Origin of the sequence: Hyalangium gracile (genome assembly GCF_020103725.1) — a bacterium.
Taxonomy (GTDB): Bacteria; Myxococcota; Myxococcia; order Myxococcales; family Myxococcaceae; genus Hyalangium; species Hyalangium gracile.
In genome coordinates, this window is sequence record NZ_JAHXBG010000004.1 from 303,451 (window position 1) to 321,123 (window position 17,673).

The 17,673-nt window shown below is 69.6% G+C and carries 13 protein-coding genes; 2 read left to right on the plus strand and 11 right to left on the minus strand.

All coding sequences use genetic code 11. The features are described 5' to 3' along the window. Positions 1-32: 32 nt before the first annotated feature. From KY572_RS10115 to KY572_RS10145, 6 genes are all read right to left on the minus strand, one after another. Positions 33-2,558, minus strand: a complete 2,526-nt coding sequence (locus KY572_RS10115; RefSeq protein ID WP_224242339.1) for a response regulator — start codon at positions 2,556-2,558, stop codon at positions 33-35. A 305-nt stretch (positions 2,559-2,863) separates the two neighbouring features. Beyond that, positions 2,864-4,585: a glycoside hydrolase family 44 protein gene (locus KY572_RS10120; RefSeq protein WP_224242340.1), complete on the minus strand. Its 1,722-nt coding sequence runs from the start codon at positions 4,583-4,585 to the stop codon at positions 2,864-2,866. A gap of 760 nt (positions 4,586-5,345) precedes the next feature. After that, positions 5,346-6,752, minus strand: coding sequence for a sigma-54-dependent transcriptional regulator (locus KY572_RS10130; RefSeq protein WP_224242341.1), 1,407 nt, complete (start codon positions 6,750-6,752; stop codon positions 5,346-5,348). Positions 6,753-6,822: 70 nt separating this feature from the next. Further along, a complete protein-coding gene (locus KY572_RS10135; protein WP_224242342.1) occupies positions 6,823-9,186 on the minus strand; it encodes a fimbria/pilus outer membrane usher protein in 2,364 nt (787 codons plus the stop codon). Positions 9,187-9,198: 12 nt separating this feature from the next. Next, positions 9,199-9,972 (minus strand): fimbrial biogenesis chaperone, encoded by a 774-nt coding sequence (locus KY572_RS10140; protein WP_224242343.1) that lies wholly within the window; start codon positions 9,970-9,972, stop codon positions 9,199-9,201. 98 nt (positions 9,973-10,070) lie between these two features. Then, positions 10,071-10,580 (minus strand): Csu type fimbrial protein, encoded by a 510-nt coding sequence (locus KY572_RS10145; protein WP_224242344.1) that lies wholly within the window; start codon positions 10,578-10,580, stop codon positions 10,071-10,073. Positions 10,581-10,825: 245 nt separating this feature from the next. Here KY572_RS10145 and KY572_RS10150 point away from each other — a divergent pair, with 245 nt between their 5' ends. Further along, positions 10,826-11,602 carry a dienelactone hydrolase family protein gene (locus KY572_RS10150; RefSeq protein ID WP_224242345.1) on the plus strand — a complete coding sequence of 259 codons (777 nt, stop codon included), beginning with the start codon at positions 10,826-10,828 and terminating at the stop codon, positions 11,600-11,602. 101 nt (positions 11,603-11,703) lie between these two features. After that, positions 11,704-12,663, plus strand: a complete 960-nt coding sequence (locus KY572_RS10155; RefSeq protein WP_224242346.1) for a hypothetical protein — start codon at positions 11,704-11,706, stop codon at positions 12,661-12,663. On the opposite strand, the gene KY572_RS10160 is transcribed toward KY572_RS10155, so the two are convergent. From KY572_RS10160 to KY572_RS10180, 5 genes are read right to left on the minus strand one after another with little or no spacing between them, the layout of a single operon-like run. Next, positions 12,660-13,805: an RNA ligase RtcB family protein gene (locus tag KY572_RS10160; RefSeq protein ID WP_263451546.1), complete on the minus strand. Its 1,146-nt coding sequence runs from the start codon at positions 13,803-13,805 to the stop codon at positions 12,660-12,662. The two genes, KY572_RS10155 and KY572_RS10160, sit on opposite strands and share 4 nt — an antisense overlap. 51 nt (positions 13,806-13,856) lie before the next feature. Further along, complete coding sequence (locus tag KY572_RS10165; protein WP_263451580.1) at positions 13,857-14,321, minus strand: 23S rRNA (pseudouridine(1915)-N(3))-methyltransferase RlmH; 465 nt, start codon at positions 14,319-14,321, stop codon at positions 13,857-13,859. Further along, the gene (rsfS, locus tag KY572_RS10170) at positions 14,318-14,857 is read right to left on the minus strand and encodes a ribosome silencing factor (RefSeq protein WP_224242348.1); all 540 of its coding nucleotides are present in this window, start codon (positions 14,855-14,857) and stop codon (positions 14,318-14,320) included. Before rsfS ends, KY572_RS10165 begins: the two co-directional genes overlap by 4 nt. 15 nt (positions 14,858-14,872) lie before the next feature. Beyond that, entirely contained in the window at positions 14,873-16,141 is a 1,269-nt protein-coding gene (locus tag KY572_RS10175; protein ID WP_224242349.1) for a glutamate-5-semialdehyde dehydrogenase, read from the minus strand. Positions 16,142-16,191: 50 nt separating this feature from the next. Beyond that, positions 16,192-17,661, minus strand: a complete 1,470-nt coding sequence (locus tag KY572_RS10180; protein ID WP_224242350.1) for a DUF1501 domain-containing protein — start codon at positions 17,659-17,661, stop codon at positions 16,192-16,194. Between the last annotated feature and the right edge of the window lie 12 nt (positions 17,662-17,673).

The window sequence follows — 17,673 nt, forward strand, 5'->3', positions numbered from 1 at the left end:
CCCCCCTTCCAACTCTTGCGAACTCGAGGGGATCATGAGGCCACCTTTCCTGGCACTGCCGCCCAGCCGTCATGGCGCGGCAGCAGGCCATTGAGAAACTCCTTCACGATGCGCGCCATCTCCTCCTCGGAGGAGCGGCTCTTGTGGAGGTGACAGGTGGTGCCCAGCGTGAGCTGGCGCTGATCCTCCAGGGTGAGCTCCCGTCCGGTGAAGACGATGAGCGGCGTGGTGCGGCTCTTGCCCTGGCGCAGCAGGTCCACCACCTCGAAGCCGTCCATGCGTGGCAGGTTCACGTCGAGGATGATGAGGTCGGGTGGCTTCTCGCGAGCGAGGGCCACGGCTTTGTCCCCATCGGAGGCCTCGAGGCATTGCACGCCCATGCGCTCCAGGACGGTGCATAGGATGTGCCGCAGGGACGGATCATCGTCCACCACCAGGACCCGGGCCTTGCCGGGCTCGCGCAGGGCGAACCGGAGCGTGTTGAGGAAGCGCGTCTCGTCGAAGGGCTTGACCAGCCAGTTGACGCCCAGGGGCGCCAGCAGCCCCTCGCTCTCCGGCAGGTGGGGAGACACCACGAGGATGGGGAGCTGGTGGGTGCTCGGCTCTTCGCGGAGGTGCTGGACCAGCTCCAGGACGTTGCCGTCCGGCACCTGGTTGTCGAGCACCAGGGCATCCGGTGCCCCGGCCTCGATCATCCGGCGCGCTTCCTGGAGGCACGCGGTGCGCAGGACGCGATAGCCCTCGGACTTGAGCAGGCCGCGCAGCAGGCCGTGGAGGGGCTCGTCCGCGGTGACCATGAGGACGCTGTGGCGGGACTCGTCGCGCACCGTGGGCACCGAGGAGGAGTCCATGCTGACGGCCGGGATGGCGAAGGTGAAGATGGAGCCCTGCCCCGGATCGCTGTGGACCTCGATGCGGCCGCCGTGCTGCTCGACGATGGACTGGGAGATGGCCAGCCCCAGCCCCGTGCCGCCCTTGGAGCGGGTGTCCGAGCCATCCAGCTGCTGGAACTTGCCGAACAGCCGCCCGCGCTGCTCGGCGGAGATGCCCTGGCCGCGGTCGATGACGGAGAAGCGCACGGCGCCCCGCGCGTCCCGCGTGGCGCTGACCTTGACCACGCCCCTGGCGGGGGAGAACTTGATGGCGTTGGAGACCAGGTTGGTGAGCACCTGGATGAGCCGGTCGCGATCGCCGCGCACCGGTCCAGCGCCCGCGGTGGAGGAGCGCAGCGTCACCTGCGCCGCGTCGGCCATGGCGCGCAGCCCGGCGAACGTGGCATCGATGAGGTCAGAGACGTCCAGGGCCTGGAGCTTGAGCTCCAGCTTGCCGGACTCGATCTTCTCCAGGTCGAGGATGTCGTTGATGAGGCGGATGAGGCGCTCGGTGTTGGTGCGGGCGATGCGCACCATGTCCTGGGCCTGCGGGGGCAGGGTGCCCATGATGCCGTTCTCCATCAGCCCCAGGGAGCCACGGATGGAGGTGAGCGGGGTGCGCAGCTCGTGGCTGACGGTGGAGATGAACTCGTTCTTCATGCGCTCCACCTCCTTGCGCTCGGAGATGTCACGCAGGTAGATGCTGAAGAGGATGGGGCCATCGCCCCGCACCCGGAAGACGGTGAGCTCGGCGGGGAAGAGGCTCCCGTCAACGCGCATGAGGCTCAGCTCCAGGCGTCGAGCCCGGCCGGGCTCGGCATCCGGCCGCAGCGCCCGAGCCAGGGCCTCGCGCGCTTCATTCGGCAGGGTGGCGGGGAGCGCCAGGCGCCGGAAGTCCCGTCCCACGGCCGCGGCGCCGGGCAGGCGGAAGGTGAGCTCGGCGGCGGGGTTGAACTCGAGGATGCACCCGGCCTCATCCAGGGTGATGATGCAGTCCAGCGAGCCCTCCAGGATGGCGGCCTTGCGCGCGGCGTTGTCGCGCAGCTCCGCGTTCACGGCGGAGAGGGCCGAGGTCCGCTCCGCCACCCGGCGCTCCAGCTCGCGGTTGAGCGTGTCGAGCATGCGCCCGGTCTTCCCCAGCCGTACCAGCACCGCCATGACGAAGCCGCCGAGCACCAGGGCCAGGAGGAAGAGCAGGGTGTGGGCGCGCTGGGCACGCTCCACCGCCTCGTCGTAGAGCTGGAAGTAGCCGATGACGAGCCATCGCGCCTGGGCGTTGAGGGCGTGCTTTCGCAGCGTCCGGAGCGCGTCAACCGCCTCGCGCCGGTCAGCCCCGCGTGCGTCCAGCTCCGCGAGCTTCGCCAGCTGCGCCTGGGTGATCTCCAGCGCCTGCTGGTAGTCCCCCAGCCGCTTGTCCATCCGCGCTCGATCCTGCTGTCGGAGGAAGCTCGGATAGGCCTTCAGCGCCTCGGCCTTCGCGCGCAGCGCGGCGAACTGCGCGGACCAGGAGCCGGGGGGGCTGGCCAGTCCCAGGCGGGCGTCGAGGATGCTGTCGTTGAGCGAGATGCTGTCCACCCAGAGCGCGCGCAGCTGGGAGCGGTAGCGTAGGTGCTCGGCCGGGGAGCCCTGCCGGCCGAGGATGAAGAGGACGGACAGCAGCACCAGTGCCCCCATCGCGAGCACCACGGAGCGTCTCGAGGGACGAGGGATGCGAGCCGGTGTCTCCATCACTTTGTCGGGCTGCGTCAGAGGGCAGCAGCAACCATGAGCAAGTGGGATGCCAGCTTCCACGGAGCGGTCAACCACGGGAAACCACAGGGCTCCTGCGACTCCAACGGCTCCCCCCTGGATTCCGGGCCTGTGCACCGTGGCGTTTTGCGACACGGCCCGGAGGTTGGAGAAAGCGTCTGCTTTCAGGGAGATAGGCGGCGTGCCCGAAGGCGTGTGGCATCCTGCCACAGCCAGGAGCGCTACACGCCGCGGCCCGGGTTCTAGCGGGGCTGGGCTGGCACCACGAAGAGCGTGACGCTGGCGGCCGGCACGGAGGTGAAGAGGGACGTGCCCGACAGGGGCACATCCGCCTTGCGCGTGAGGGTATTGGCAGAGGTGAGCTGCCAGACCTGAGCCGGCCTACCCGGCTGGAAGCCCGCGAGGTTGACGGCGAGGTTGGCTCCGCTCGTGAGGTGCTTGGTCACCACCATGAGGGTGAGCGCTCCGTCCGAGGAGCGCCGCGCCGCGAAGGCGGACACCGTGTCGGGGTCTGGCACCGTGGTGGATACGCTCACGTCTCCGAAGGTGGAGCGCTGGCCGTCATAGTTCCGGTAGAGCTTGATGGCCTTGTAGGTGGGCGTGCTGGCGGCGGGCGTGCCCCAGCGCACGGCCATGTCCAGGCCCTCGCGGCCGAAGATGCCCAGCAGGTCCGCCTGGGCGGTGGCGCCGTTGATGTGCCCCTCGGCTCCCCAGTTGTACTCGGTGATGGCGGTGCGCGTGCCGGGGTAGTGTGCATTCACCCAGCCGCGCAGCCGGGGGATGAGCTGCACCCTGTCGGCGATCCAGGACGCGTCCACGTAGTTCGGATCCCACAGTGAGCGGGTGGAGCGATTGCGCAGCAGCTGCATGGCCTGGGTGGTGTTGTTGCTGAACTCACCGCCCTGCGGGTAGTAGTGGACGCTCAAGACATCGAGCGCGCGCCGGCCGGTGCCGATGGAGGCGCGGCGGAGCTGATCCAGCAGCCAGGGCAGATAGTCCCACCCACCGTGCGCGGCGCGGTCGGGCAGCGCGGCGGGCGGCGGGTAGTTGTTGCGCTGGGCGTACTGCTGGTCGTACCCGCTGTAGAGGTAGCCGCTCCAGCCCCACTCCTCCGGGCCGACGAGGAGCGCGCCCGGGTCCACGGCCTTCACGGCGGCGCCGTAGTCGAGCATCCGGTCTCGCACCTGCTCCATGGTGGCGCCGGTGGGGTGCACGTCCCGGTGCGTTGCATGCCAGAGGCTGGGTTCGTTATCGAGGATGTAGTAGCGCAGCCCGCCCGCGGCCGAGACGCCCCAGCGGTTGACCAGGTGCTGCACCCAGCCGCGCTGAAAGGCAGGCGTGGAGGGTACGCTGGCATCCGTGGGATTGTTTCCTGTCACAAGCTGACCATTGGTGCGGATGCCATTGCCCGCGTCCGGGAACCACTGCCAGTCCCGGTCGGACTGGGCGCCGTATCGTGAGATGGAGAAGCTGGCGAGCTTGCCGCGGCTCGCGCCGAGCTTCGCCACCCAGCCCACCATGGGCACGGTGAGCATGGGCTGGGCCCCGGCGGCGCGGCTTCCCGTGATGAAGGTGTCGCCGGCCTCGCCAGGGGTGGCGCTGGGCTCGGGCACGCTCTGGAAATACCAGTCACTGCCACGGTTGAAGGCATTGAGCTGCCAGTTGTAGCGGCTGGTGTGGTTTCCACCGCTGCGGTGGAGCGGGATGTTGAGGTCCGCCAGCTGCGCCGGGGTGGCGTTCGCCATGCCGTAGATCTCCGGAGAGATGGGGCGCTGGCCCGCCGCCACATTGACGTTGATGCTCACCGAGAGGCGCGGTGGGGACTGGGAGGTGTCCGGGTCCGAGGCGTCGCTCGGAGCGAGCTGGGCCGCCTCCTCGAGCAGCTCGGAGCCCATCTCCTGTCCGCAGCCTTGAACCGTCAACACAGCCACCAGGCTCGTCTTCATCCATGACAGTGCGAACATTGGTGATACTCCTTCCCTCGCATGGACGTGAGACACACATGGAGCGCTGTTGTTGTCCCACGTGTGTTGCATGTTTCACGTGTGACAATGAGCAATGAGAATGCCAGCGGGACCGAGCCGCCAGAGGGTTGATATCACCGGGTATTGTTTCAAACCTGCTCGTCAGGCCATGTGGCGCGTCACGACAAGGAGGGGCAGAACGCGCCACTGGCACGGAGGGGATGGCTGCACCAGGGCACCGATCAGTTTGAGACGTAGCGCCGGCGGTAGATGGGGCTGGCAACGGGCGGGAGGGAGCGAGGCGTTCCAGGGGAGAGCCAGAGGGTCGCTGGCACCCGGGGGGAAGCACGGACACACGCTCCAGGGTCCACAGGTCGCGGGTCCCTCGTCACGGTGCGGGTCCCCCCGGCGGCTGCCGGGTCCGCCCGCACCGGCCGTCCCGCTCGCCCAAGGCCCACCGCTCTTGTGGAGCCCTCTTGAGGAACGGGCGGGCCCGGTGGTCGGAGCCCAGGGGGCCCGGGTGCCGCCGGTCCGCGGGCGCACCTGGGGCACCTGGTGGCGTTGCCCCCACTGCGCCACCCGCGCCCCCGGGGTGAGCCCCTGATCCGTGAGGGGTGGGAGAGCGGGACGCCGGGGCGGGCGGACCCGTCCAAACGGGGGGACCCGCCCCGCAGCGAGGGGCCCGCGACCTGTGGCTCCCAGCTCCGTGGATCCGTGCCTGCGGCCCTCGGGCTGAGCCTCCAGTCACAACCTCGAGGGCTCAGCCGCGCGAGGACGGAGGCTTTTCGGGAGCGCCCTCCGTGCCTTCCCCGGTGAGGGCGAAGCGCTCGAGCTTACGGTAGAGGGTGGTGCGATCGAGGCCGAGGATGCGAGCGGCCATGGTCTTGTTGCCGCCGACGGCCTGCATGACGCGAGAGATGTAGCGGCGCTCGACTTCCTCCATGGGAACGAGCTCGGAGGGGTCATCGCTGGCGACGACGACGTGGGAGGGCTGGAAGGAGCGGATGCGCTCCGGGAGGTCGTCTGGGACGAGGTGGTCGTTGCGAGTGAGTGCGACGGCGCGCTCGACGCAGTTCTGCAGCTCGCGGACGTTGCCCGGCCAGGAGTATCCGGAGAGGGCCTTGGCGACTTCGGGAGACAGGCCCTTGACGTCCTTTGAGGCGCGGGTGGCGAAGTGTCGAAGGAAGTGCTGAGCCAGGACGAGGACGTCGGCGCCGCGAGCGCGAAGAGGGGGCAGGTCGACCTGGATGACGTTGAGGCGGAAGTAGAGGTCCTGTCGGAACTTGCCCTCGGAGATGGCGGACTCGAGGTCCTTGTTGGTGGCGGCGATGAGGCGCAGGTCGACGGGGACTTCGGCGTCAGCACCGACTGGGCGGACCTTGCGCTCCTGGAGGGCGCGAAGGACCTTGACCTGGAGGTGGATGGGCATGTCGCCAATCTCGTCGAGGAAGAGGGTGCCGCCGTCGGCCTGCTGGAAGAGGCCGGCGCGAGCGCCCTTGGCGTCGGTGAAGGCGCCCTTGGCGTGACCGAACAGCTCGCTCTCGAGGAGCTGCTCTGGGACGGCGGCGCAGTTGACGGCGATGAAGGGACCGTCCTTGCGTCGGCCCTTGCTCCACAGGGCGCGGGCGACCATCTCCTTGCCAGTGCCGCTCTCGCCGATGATGAGGACGGAGGACTCGGACTGTGCGACGCGGCCAAGCAGGTCGAACAGGCGCTGCATGGCGGGACTGGAGCCGAGCAGCTCGGCGAACTGGCCGCCTTCGGCCACCACCTGACGCAGGCGTTTGACTTCCTCGCGGAGGCGGTGGTGCTCGACGGCGCGAGAGAGCGTCATGCCCAGGGCGCCCATGTCGGGAGGCTTGACGGCGAAGTCATAGGCGCCCGCGCGAAGGGCGCCGACGGCGGAGTCGAAGGTGCCGTGCGCGGTGAGGACGACGACGGGCAGGTCCGGGCGGACGGAGGCCACGCGCTGGCAGAGCTCCAGGCCGCCCATGCCGGACATGTTGAGGTCGGTGAGGACGACATCGACCTCCTCGGACTCCAGAGCGGTGAGAGCCGCGGCGCCGGAGGTGCGGAAGACGGCGTCGAAGTCCATCGTCTTGAGCTTGAGGACGAGCAGACGACACAGATGGTCGTCATCATCCACGATGAGCACGCGGCCTTTCATCGAGAAACCTTCTCTCCTCAAGGGCCTGCCGCGCAAGGGGCCGTTCCGCCCCCCGGTCGGCTCCAGGGCATTAATCGTCCCCTGACTGTGAGACGCAAGGCACTACATCCAGCTCGATCAACTTCCCTTCCGTCGCGGGGATCTCCAGCCTGGCGCGGCACACCCCGCCCGCGTAGGTGATGCGCGCCTCGTGGGTTCCGGTCGGGACTCCCTCCAGCTCGAACTCACCCTTGCTGCCGATGGGCGAGCGGAGGACCTCGCTGCCCACCTCGAGGGTGAGATCGCCGTAGGCGAGGACGGAGGCGTCCGTGCCATGGAGGGCGACGATGCCACGGATGGGACGGATGCGACGGGTGGGGAACACGACGGCGGCGCCGCGTCGGGAGTAGGGCGCGACGAGCATCTCCAGGTTCGGGACGCCAAAGTCCTCCGGGACATCCTGATCGGAGATCGACAGTCGGTTGCCGTGGTACGGGAGCAGGTTCGGGATGAGCGCGTTGCCCTGCTGGTCGGTCTGGGCGACCTCGCGGTTGTTGAGGAAGACCCGCGCTCCGGACAGGCCGGGCACACGCACCAGCGCGAAGCCTTGGTCGATGGGACGCGCCAGCATGAGCTGACCGCCGACGGCCACGACGCTGCCTGCGAGCTCCGCCGTGGGCGTGAGCGCTCCTTGAATCCACTCGAGCCCCGCCGAGTATCTGCCCATGGTGCCCTGATAGCTCGCCATCGCCTCTCCCCAGGGATGCGCCGCGGCCTCGGCACGCACGCGGTAGCCGAAGCCGGTCTCGTTGGGGATGGTGCTGCTGACCTCCACTCCGGCGCTCGGGCTGGCGGCATCCTTCCGGCCCGAGACGCTGCCCGTGGTGTGGGCGCCCAGCATGAAGTGGACCGTGAGCAGGCTGGTGAACTCCGTGCCGGACACCTTCCGGTGGAGGGCGCCTCCAGACAGGGTGAGCGTGCTCGTGTCGCTCAGCCGCAGCGTGCCGATCAGGGCGGCGCGCGACTGCGCGCCTACGTCCCGGTAGACCGCCGTGGAGAACTCGCCGCCGAGCCGGAAGCTCTGGTTGAGCGACACGCTCACGTGCGTGCTGGCGTTCAGGAGCGGGCGGTCATACGCCGACGCCAGGGACAGCGTGGCGTAGGAGCGGCTCATGCCTCGGAGGAAGGCCTGCAGCCCCAGCCTCCCGGTGACGTACCCATAGGACACGGAGCCCGCCACGCCGGGGCGGTTCTCCTCGATGCTGCCGGCCACCGCCAGCTCCAGCTCGCCAATGGGCAGTCCGAACGAGGCCGTGGCCCCACCGCTGGCGAGCCCTCGCGCCAGCTCCAGGCGCAGGCCCCCCGTGAGCCGCGGGCTCAGGCCTCTGCGGTACCTCCCCAGGAAGGCCGGCCCGCCGTAGTGGAAGCTCTCCGTGGCCAGCTCCCTGCGTCGCAGCCCGAGCGAGAGGTTGAAGGCCGAGACGCCCGGGGCCAGGAGCCCGGCCGACACGTACTCGAGGCTCTCCACCAGGCGCTCCCGACCGAAGGCATCGCGCAGCACGTACCGCGTGCCCACCTGGCCTCGGGTGAGCGGCAGGTTGGCCAGCTCGAAGGGGCCGGGGGGGAGCTCCGCGTGGCGGATGCGGTTGCCATTGACGAAGACGTCCACCGTGGAGGGCGTGGCCACGCTCCCCGAGAAGTGGGCCGAGGGCGTCTGCAGGAAGTAGGGATCGAGCTCGAAGTTGCGCGAGAGGTGGAGTCCTCCGATGACGGCTCCACCGCCCAGCAGCCCGCTGCCCACCTGGTCATCTCCCACCACGGTCCTCAGCATCTGCCCGGGCTTGTCCACCGTGAGCCGGGACAGTCCCCGGACGGGGCGGCTGCCGGGACGCCAGAACGCCGTGGTGGAGACCAGCAGCTCGCCGATGCCCGCCGCCGTCTCGGTGGACAGTGTGAGCTGCCGACCGCGCAGGCTCGCCCCGTAGTTCATGAAGGCGCTCGCGCCCTGGTTGAGCTGGAACCGCGCGGGACGCAGGCTGGAGCGGAGATCCACCCGGGTGAGGGGCAGGAGCTCGGGAGGCAGCGTCAGGTTCAGCTGCGCGCGCTCCTCGTCCACCTCGTAGGTCACGCTCGGGCTCAGCGAGCGGAGCGACACGTAGGCCTTCCCCTCGAGCGTCTCCCTGCTTCCGCCCAGCGCCTTCACGTCGACCTGGGCCCGCTGCAGGTCCTCCACGGGCAGCAGCACGTCATCCTCTCGGAGCACCGGGAACACCTCGTCCCGGAGCGAGTGGTTCAGCTCGAGCACCAGCACCGCGCGCGTGCCGGCCCCGGCGCCAACGGAGGCCAGGGGGAGCAGCATGAGCAGGACGAGGAGCAGCCGGGAGCATCCGCCCTCGAGGCCCGTCCAGGCATGAGGCGACCGCTGCACGCGCTGTGGGAGAGGGAGGAAGCGCATGGGCTCGAGACATCAACGACCGCAGTGGTTGCCCGACAGCGCGGCGGTGGCGGGGAAGGTTCCGCTGTCGGTCTCGACCTTCACCGACAGCTCGCGGAGGCGGTGGCAGAGCTCGCCCGGCACCTGGAGCGAGAACTGGCGCTCGTCTCCCGCGAGCACGTACCAGCCGACCTGCGCCTGGTCGAGCACGGTGCGGCCCTCGGCATCCCGTCCCTTGACGTAGGCCTTCTTCGCGAAGACGTGGGTGTTGCCGGTGTTGCGCAGGGAGAAGGAGACCGCCCCATCCTGAAGCGCCAGGCCCTCCACTCGCCCCTGGGGGGCGCTCTTCGCGGGGGCAAAGAACAGGGGAATGGACATGCGGGTGAGCACGTGGATCTGCGTGCCAGCGCTGCTCGGAGGCTTGTTCGTGGGCAGCTGCTCCACGATGATCCGGTAGGTCTTCTCCTCGTCTCCCGCGGTGAGCTGGCCGCCGACCCGGATGTTGCGCGACTGCCCCGGCTCCACCATCAGCAGGGAGGGGAAGTGGGTGAGGTCCCGGGTCGGTGAGAGCTCCACCCTGCCCTGGGCATCCTGCGTCCACTCGTACAGCGAGACCTGGAGGCGGAGGGACTCGGCGCTCGAGTTCTGGACCGCGAGCAGCGCCGTCCGGGTCTTGTCATTGAGATCGATCCGCACCGGGTTCACCTGGAAGTCAGCGGCCAGGGCCGAGCCGGCGGGCACCATCCCCACGGTCGTTGCGAGCAGGAGCCGGGTCCACCAGGGAGCGTTCGGGTTCTTGAGGGACATGGGGGTTCTCGGAGGAAGTGAGGCGGAAGGAAAGCAGGAGGGGAGCCGCGGACGCGGGTCCCCTCCTGGGTCATGATCGAGGAACGCTGGTCAGCCCTCTAGAACGAGACGGTGGCGAGCAGGGTGTCGGCGTAGGCGCCGGCCGGGACGTTCTGGCCACTGGGGATCTTCGCGTAGACGGTGTGGTTCTCCGCGGAGCCCGTGCCGATGGACCCCTTGCCCGAGTTCGAGGAGTCGCCCCAGAGCGTGGTGAGCGCCGCGTCCTGGTAGAGCTCGTAGTTGAGGTAGCTCGTCCCGAAGTTCATGCGGCGCAGCGGGGCGTCCGGGGACGAGGCGGCGTCGGCGTAGGAGCCCTCACCGAGCATGATGGACAGCGGCGCGTCCTGGGTGCAGGTGACGCTCACCGAGCTGGTGCCGTTGCCGGGCTGGCCGCTGGTCGGGCTGAACGCACCGAACGCGAGGGCGGTGGTGCTGATGGTGCAGCTGTTCGACACGGTGGCGCTGACAGACATGTTGGCGGTGGCGGTGCCGGCCAGGGCGGACGAGCCGAGCAGGAACGCGATGGAGGCGCACAGGGTGGACAGGCGGTTGTTCTTGATCGTCTTCATGACAGACTCCTTGGTGGGTTTTGAGGTGGCTTGTTGCGCCAGGCTTCATTGCCTGGACGCAGACTCACTAAGCACTCGGTGTGCCACGCCCCTCGCGCGTGCCTCCCGAGGGAAGACGTGCGGTGGTGCCCGTGCGGCCATGTCGCGCTTCGCGACGATGTGGCTGGACACGGCGTTCACGGGCGCGGAAGGTTCGTCCATTCCCCCTTGGACATGGCCTGGAGGCCATGAAGGAGCATGACGTGATGAGAAGCCTGGGTGTGTTGGTGGGGCTGCTGGCGCTGACGGCGGTGGCGAAGCCCGTCCAGAAGCCCGTGAAGTACGAGCTGAGCGGGACGAAGCTCGAGGGTGTGCTGATCTACGACGACGCGGTGAAGACGCCGCGCCCGGGCCTGGTGCTGGTCCCCAACTGGCTGGGCATCAACCCGGCCAACCTGAAGCAGGCGGTGGAGATCGCGGGCAAGGACTACATCATCTTCGTCGCGGACATGTACGGCGGGACGGTGCGGCCCAAGACTACGGACGAGGCGGGCAAGGTCTCGGGCGCGGTGAAAGGCGATCGCGTCCTCATGCGGGCCCGAGTGAACAAGGCGCTGGAGATGCTGCGCGCGGAGGGCAAGGCGGTGGGGCTGGACGGCAAGAAGCTGGGCGCCATCGGGTTCTGCTTCGGCGGCACCAGCGTGCTGGAACTGGCGCGGAGCGGCTCGGACGTGGCCGGGGTGGTGTCCTTCCACGGCGGGCTGGATGCGCCCACGCCGGCGGACGGCAAGGGCATCACCGCCAAGGTGCTCGCGCTGCACGGGGCGGAGGATCCGTACGTGCCGCCCGCGGAGGTGACGGGCTTCCAGGAGGAGATGCGCAAGCTGAAGGCGGACTGGCAGCTGGTGTCCTACGGCAACGCGGTGCACAGCTTCACCGACGTGGACGCCAACGTCCCCGGTCAGGCTCAGTACAACGCGAAGGTGGCCAAGAGGGCCTACAAGGCGATGAATGACTTCTTCGCCGAAGCCTTCGGCGGCTGAGCCAGGCGCTGCCTCGGGCCGGCAAGCAGGTTCGGCCCTGAGGAGCGGCACGCTCGGATAGGATGGCTCCGCCCGCGATGCCCCCCAGGGCTGGAGCCTCCATGTCCCCCATCCTTCGTGCCCTCACCCCCCTGGCGCTCGCCGGGCTGCTCACCCACTGCGCGACCTCCTTGGGCGCGGGGGGCGCGGCGGGAGACGCCGTGACACTGCGCTTCGCGTGGCCGGCGGGGTTCTCCTTCCAGGTGGACTCCTCCACGACGACGAGCGAGAACAAGCAGCCCCCGGAGCAGTCGGCGCAGAGCCTCCTGGTGCGGCTGGAGGAGCAGGGCGGGGAGCGGAAGCTCATCACCGAGCAGGTGATGTCGCCGGAGGAGAAGGAGGCGCTCGAGAAGCTCGGGCTGATGTCGATGCCCGTCATCGTCGTGGGGCCCAAGGGAGAGCTGCGCCGCATCGAGGGCATCGAGTCGCGAGTCGAGCAGATGGCCCGGCAGGCCGAGGACCAGGGGCTCCCGAAGGAGCAGCAGACCGAACTCTCCGAGCTGATGCGCGAGGCCCTGGAGCAGGCCACGCGGACCTGGTGGGAAGCGCTGGTGGGGAAGTGGAGCGGGCTCTCCCTGAAGCCGGGCGAGGTGGTCGAGCGGAGGAGCCAGACGACGGTGCCGCGGCTGGGAAGCAGCGCGGACACAGTGGAGCGTGTGTCCCTGAAGGAGCGGGTCGCCTGCACCGAGGGAGCCGCGGAGCAGCGCTGCGTGAGGGTCGTGCTGGAGTCCTCGCTGGATCCGAAGGGGCTCGAGCAGGCGCAAGCGGGGGCGTTGAAGAGGCTGACGTCCCTCATGAAGGCGAGCATGGGCCGGCGGGATGAGGCGATCCCGGAGATGAAGGTGACGCAGCTGAGGATCGACAGCACCGTCGAGTTCATCGCCGAGCCGGACACCCTCGTGCCCCACCGCCTGCGCACCGTGAGGAGCTCCCTCCTCGTGCTGCAGTTCCCCGATGGAGCTTCGAACAACATCGAGCTCCAGAGCGAGCAGCTCGAGCGCTTCACGCCCCAGGCTCGCTAGGAGCGCGCGCCCCCGCGCTTCTTGTAGGTGAGCAGCGGGGCCAGCGTGGCCACCACCCGGACGAGCCCCGCCTCCACCAGGTCCGTCACCACCCGGTCGATGGCCTTGTACGCGGGCGGGGCCTCCTCGAAGAGCAGGTCGCGGTCCTCGCAGATGACGTGGCTCTTGAAGGAGGTGCGGGTGAGGGACTCGGCGCTGAAGCGCTCGCGCATCCGCTCACGGGCGGTGGTGCGGTTCCACTTGCGGCCGGCGCCGTGCGCCAGGCTGTGCGCGCTCGCGGAGCCCTCTCCCACCGGGAGGACCAGGTAGCTCAGCGCGCCGCGGCTGCCGGGAATCACGACGGGGCCCTGGTCCGAAGGCGCCGCGCCCTTGCGATGCAGCCAGCAGGTACAGCCCTCCACCTCTCGCGACACGACGCTGTTGTGGCAGACGTCCAGGACGCGCCGGCCGCTGGCGCCGATGCCGTCCATCATGCGGTGGGCGATGAGCGCCCGGTTGGCTCGGCCCCAGGCCACCGCGTGGTCATGCCGCGCCAGGTACGCCCGCGCCTCGTCCGAGTCCTCCGCGAGGCCGCCGGCGCCGTGCCGGTCCACATGGGCCCTCAGCGTCGCCTCGCCCAGCCCGCGTGAGCCGGAGTGGACGAGCAGCAGCAGCCGGTCCTCCCTCAGCCCCAACGACGCGAAGGCCGGCGCGTCGTGCACTTCATCCACCCGCTGCACCTCCGCGAAGTGGTTGCCTCCGCCCACCGTCCCCAGCGCCTCCTCGAAGCCGGAGCTCTTCACCCCTTGCTCCGCGAGGAAGGCCGCCGTGTTCCCTTCCCACGGCCCATCGAGATCCAACCGCGCCGCCCACCGCTCTGGCTTCGCCTTGCGCACCGCCAGCTCCACGTCCCACAGCCCCATGCCACAGCCGATGTCATTGCCGACGAGGAAGGGGTAGAGGAAGCCCTCGGAGGCGAGCGCGGCGCCCACCGGCGCTCCCTTGCCTGGATGGAGATCCGGCAGCCCTACCGCCAGGCGCATGCCGGGAAATCGCGCCACCGCTTCCAGCTGCCGGAGGGCCTCGCCTTCCATCCAGGATTGGGAGGAGGCAATGACTCGAACTCGGGCGCTCGGGGGACTCGCAGTGGGGGAGGTCATCATGGGCCGCCGGACGCCAGGCCCGAAAACCTCCTGACGCTCCGACGCCCCGCGTCACTTGTGGTACGGCTCACCCTTGATGAGGGTGAAGGCGCGGTAGAGCTGCTCGACGAGCACCAGCCGTGCCAGCCGGTGTGGCAGCGTCATCCGGGACAGCGAGAGCGTGAGGTGGGCAGCCTGGCGGACGCTCTCGTCCAGCCCCTCGTCTCCGCCGATGACGAAGAGCAGATCCTTCGCGCCCGTCTGCGCCTTGGCCACGTATCGGCTGAGCTCCACCGAGTCCAGCTGCTTGCCGCGCTCGTCCATGGCCACCAGCCAGTCCTGGGGCTTGAGGCGCCCGAGGATGGCCTGGGCCTCGGCGGCCTTGGCATCTCCGGGCTTGAGCTTCTTGCCGCTGGCCTCGGGCAGCTCCACCAGCTCGAAGCGCGTGTAGTGCGCCAGTCGAGAGGCATACTCCTGGACGCCCGGCGCGAAGAGGCCCGAGCGGTCCTTGCCTATCGAGAGGAGGCGGACCTTCAGGAGAGCTTCTCCCGGGGCGCGTCGGCCCAGAGGCCCTCGAGATCGTAGAAGGCGCGCACGTCGTTGAGGAACAGGTGCGCCACCACCTCGCCGTAGTCGAGCAGCACCCACTGGCCCGTCTCCGTGCCCTCGGTGCCCGTGGGGTGGAGGCCGTCCTCCGTCTTCACCTTGACGTGGACGTTCTCGGCCATGGCGCTCACCTGTCGGTCGCTCTCGCCCGAGGCCAGGACGATGTAGTCCGCGTAGGAGGCCATGCCGCGCACGTCCAGCACGAGCACGTCCGAGGCCTTCTTGTCGAGCAGCAGCTGGGCAATCTTGTGCGCCAGCGCCTTCGCGCGGGGGTTCTCGGGTGGGCCGGCGGGCAGCTCCGGCGGCGCCGCGGGGAGGGTGGACTTCTTCCGCGCCCCCTTGGTGGGTGCCAGCCTGCGGCGCGCCGGGAGCTTCTTGCCCGTCGGCTTCTTGCCGCGCGCCGCCGGTGTCTTCTTCGCGCCACTCTTCGCCTTCTGGGAACTCGTCTTCTTCTTCTTCAGTGCCATGTGTGGGGGGCCACCCTAGCGCACCTGACCGCGTCCGTGGACGACGTACTTCTGACTCGTCAACTCTCGTAACCCCATGGGGCCGAAGGCGTGCAGCCGGCTGGTGGAGATTCCAATCTCCGCCCCCAGCCCCAGCTCCCCCCCGTCGTTGAAGCGCGTGGAGGCGTTCCACATCACCCCGCTGGCCGTCACCTCCCGGGTGAAGCGGCTGGCCGCCGCCTCGTCCGCGGTGACGATGGCCTCGGTATGTTCACTGCCGTAACGGGCGATGTGCGCCAGCGCCGCGTCCAGGTCCTTCACCACCCGTACGGCGAGGATGAGGTCCAGGAACTCGCGGCCGTAGTCGTCCTCGGCGGCGGGCTTCACCGGCACGCCGGCCCGGCTGAGCACCGCCACGGTGGTGGGGCAGCCGCGCAGCTCCACCTGCTTGTCCACCAGTGCACGGGCGACGGTGGGCAGGAAGCGCTCGGCCACGGCCCGGTCCACCAGCAGACACTCGGCGGCGTTGCAGACGCCGGGGCGGCTGGCCTTGGCGTTCACGGTGATGCGCGCGGCCATGTCCAGGTCCGCCGCCTCGTGCACGTACACGTGGCAGACGCCCTTGTAGTGCTTCACCACGGGGATGCGCGCGTTCTCCGCCACGAAGCGGATGAGCCCCTCGCCGCCTCGGGGGATGCACAAATCGATGAGCCCCTCCAGCTTGAGCAGTTCCAGGAGGGACTCGCGCTCGCCGGCGGGCACCACCTGGATGGAGTGCTCGGGGAGCCCCGCCTCTTGCAGGCCCGCCTGGAGCGCCTGGGCGATGGCCTGGTTGGAGCGCGCGGACTCGCTGCCGCCGCGCAGGAGCACGGCGTTGCCGCTCTTGAGGCACAGGGCGGCGGCGTCGCTCGTCACGTTGGGGCGGGACTCGTAGATCATCAGCACCACGCCCAGGGGCAGGCGCACCTTGCGAATCTGAAGGCCGTTGGGGCGCTTCCAGTGCTCCGTCTCCTCGCCCACGGGGTCCTTCAGGTCCGCCACCGCTTCCACGGCGCGGGCCATGGCCTCCAGGCGCTGGGCGTCCAGCAGGAGCCGGTCCACGAAGGCCGCGTTCCTGCCCGCCGAGCGGGCGGCCGACACGTCCTCGGCGTTGGCGGCGAGGATGGCGGGGGCGGCCGAGCGCAGGTGGCGGGCCATGCTCCGCAGCGCCTCATCCTTCTGGCGCGTGGGGGCGATGGCGAGCGTCCGGGAGGCCGCCCGGGCGTTCTCGGCGAGGGGGCGCACGTCTTCCTTGGCAACCGTCATGGCTCCTCCTCTATCAGAGGTGCATGAGCAATGCCCGGTTGGCGCGAGGCTCAAGCCATGAAGCCCAGGTCCTTCACCGAGAAGTGCGAGAGGTTGGGGAAGATGAGCTCCAGGTCCGTCTCGGACACCCCGAACCAGCGGGCCAGCGTGGCCGCGTACTGGTCCACGGAGAGCGCGGGCAGCAGCGCGCCGTTGCCCAGCAGATCGGGGCTGAGGAAGTCATCGCCGCTGGCGGACCGCAGGCTGTAGTCGGGGAAGCGGCCGTACAGGTCCCCGCCCTTGACGGCTCCGCCCATGACGAAGTGGTGCGAGCCCCACCCATGGTCCGAGCCACCGCCGTTGGTGCCCAGGGTGCGGCCGAACTCGGAGGAGGTGAAGGTGGTCACCTGGTTGCGCATCCCCAGGCCTCCCAGCACCGCGTCGAAGTAGCCCAGCGCGTGGCTCACCTGCGAGAGCAGGTTGGCGTGGTCCCTGAGCTGGTTCTGGTGCGTGTCGAAGCTGGACAGGCTGGCGAAGAACACCTGCCGCTTGACGCCCAGGGCCTGGCTGGCGGTGATCATCCGGGCGATGATCTGGAACTGGTGCGCCAGCGGGCTGTACATCTTCGTGTACGTCAGCGGGTTGTCGTACTGCAGGAGCGGATCCATCCAGAAGGGCGCGCTGCCGTAGGGCGCCACGTTGGGGTTGGGCAGCGCGCCGCGCAGGATGCGCTCGCTGTTCATGGAGCGCTGCGACACCGCCACCACGTCCGCTTCGAGCACGTGGCTGCTCCGACTGCCGCCCACCACCCGCTCCAGCGCCGAGGCCAGCTGCGTGGAGCCATACACCTGGTTGCCGCCGTCCGAGCCCATCCGGATGGCGCCCGTCGCGCCCAGCTGGTACTGGCGCGCGGCGTTGCCCACCAGCCACAGGGCGTTGCCGGTGGCCGACACGCAGGTGAAGTTGCTGGCGCTTCCGTTGGCCGCCAGCATCAGGTCCCCCATGCGCCCGCCCCAGCCCTTGAGGTTGCCTTCCGGCTGGAAGGCCTGCCAGACGGCCTGCTGATCACTGTGGGAGAAGAGCTTGGGCGGGCGGGGGTAGTCGGAGGTGTTGTACTGCTCCTTGGTGGTGGGTTGGCACAGCGGGCCCACGTTGGGCACGATGGCCAGGCGCTTGAGCGCGAACAGCTCCTGCAGCCGCGCGAGCCTCGGGTTCAGCGCGAAGGTGCGGCCCCGCGCGTTGACGGGGGAGATGGGCAGCAGCTTGCTCGGGTCCAGGGCCAGCACCTCGAGGCTGCTCGCGCGCGCCGTGGTGTAGGCCCTCCAGGAGCTGGCATCCGTGGCGAGCACGGTGTTGAAGGGATCATTGCCACCCGTGAGGAACAGACAGACCAGGGCCTTGTAGTCGGTGGGGGCGCTCTGGGCGGCGGCCTCGCCCAGGGACATCAGGTTCAAGGCGAACGGCGCCCGGGCCACCCCCAACAGCGAGGTCAGCAGGCCGGTGCGGCGGAGGAACTCTCGGCGAGAGGTAGCGCGGCTCATGGAGGCCTTTCG

Bases quoted from the DNA above. Each gene is read 5' to 3' on its own strand.
- KY572_RS10155 (WP_224242346.1), top strand. From the start codon at position 11,704: ATGTCCCCCATCCTTCGTGCCCTCACCCCCCTGGCGCTCGCCGGGCTG.
- KY572_RS10130 (WP_224242341.1), bottom strand. From the start codon at position 6,752: ATGAAAGGCCGCGTGCTCATCGTGGATGATGACGACCATCTGTGTCGT.
- KY572_RS10180 (WP_224242350.1), bottom strand. From the start codon at position 17,661: ATGAGCCGCGCTACCTCTCGCCGAGAGTTCCTCCGCCGCACCGGCCTG.
- KY572_RS10120 (WP_224242340.1), bottom strand. From the start codon at position 4,585: ATGTTCGCACTGTCATGGATGAAGACGAGCCTGGTGGCTGTGTTGACG.
- KY572_RS10160 (WP_263451546.1), bottom strand. From the start codon at position 13,805: ATGATGACCTCCCCCACTGCGAGTCCCCCGAGCGCCCGAGTTCGAGTC.
- KY572_RS10150 (WP_224242345.1), top strand. From the start codon at position 10,826: ATGAGAAGCCTGGGTGTGTTGGTGGGGCTGCTGGCGCTGACGGCGGTG.
- rsfS (WP_224242348.1), bottom strand. From the start codon at position 14,857: ATGGCACTGAAGAAGAAGAAGACGAGTTCCCAGAAGGCGAAGAGTGGC.
- KY572_RS10135 (WP_224242342.1), bottom strand. From the start codon at position 9,186: ATGCGCTTCCTCCCTCTCCCACAGCGCGTGCAGCGGTCGCCTCATGCC.
- KY572_RS10145 (WP_224242344.1), bottom strand. From the start codon at position 10,580: ATGAAGACGATCAAGAACAACCGCCTGTCCACCCTGTGCGCCTCCATC.
- KY572_RS10140 (WP_224242343.1), bottom strand. From the start codon at position 9,972: ATGTCCCTCAAGAACCCGAACGCTCCCTGGTGGACCCGGCTCCTGCTC.
- KY572_RS10175 (WP_224242349.1), bottom strand. From the start codon at position 16,141: ATGACGGTTGCCAAGGAAGACGTGCGCCCCCTCGCCGAGAACGCCCGG.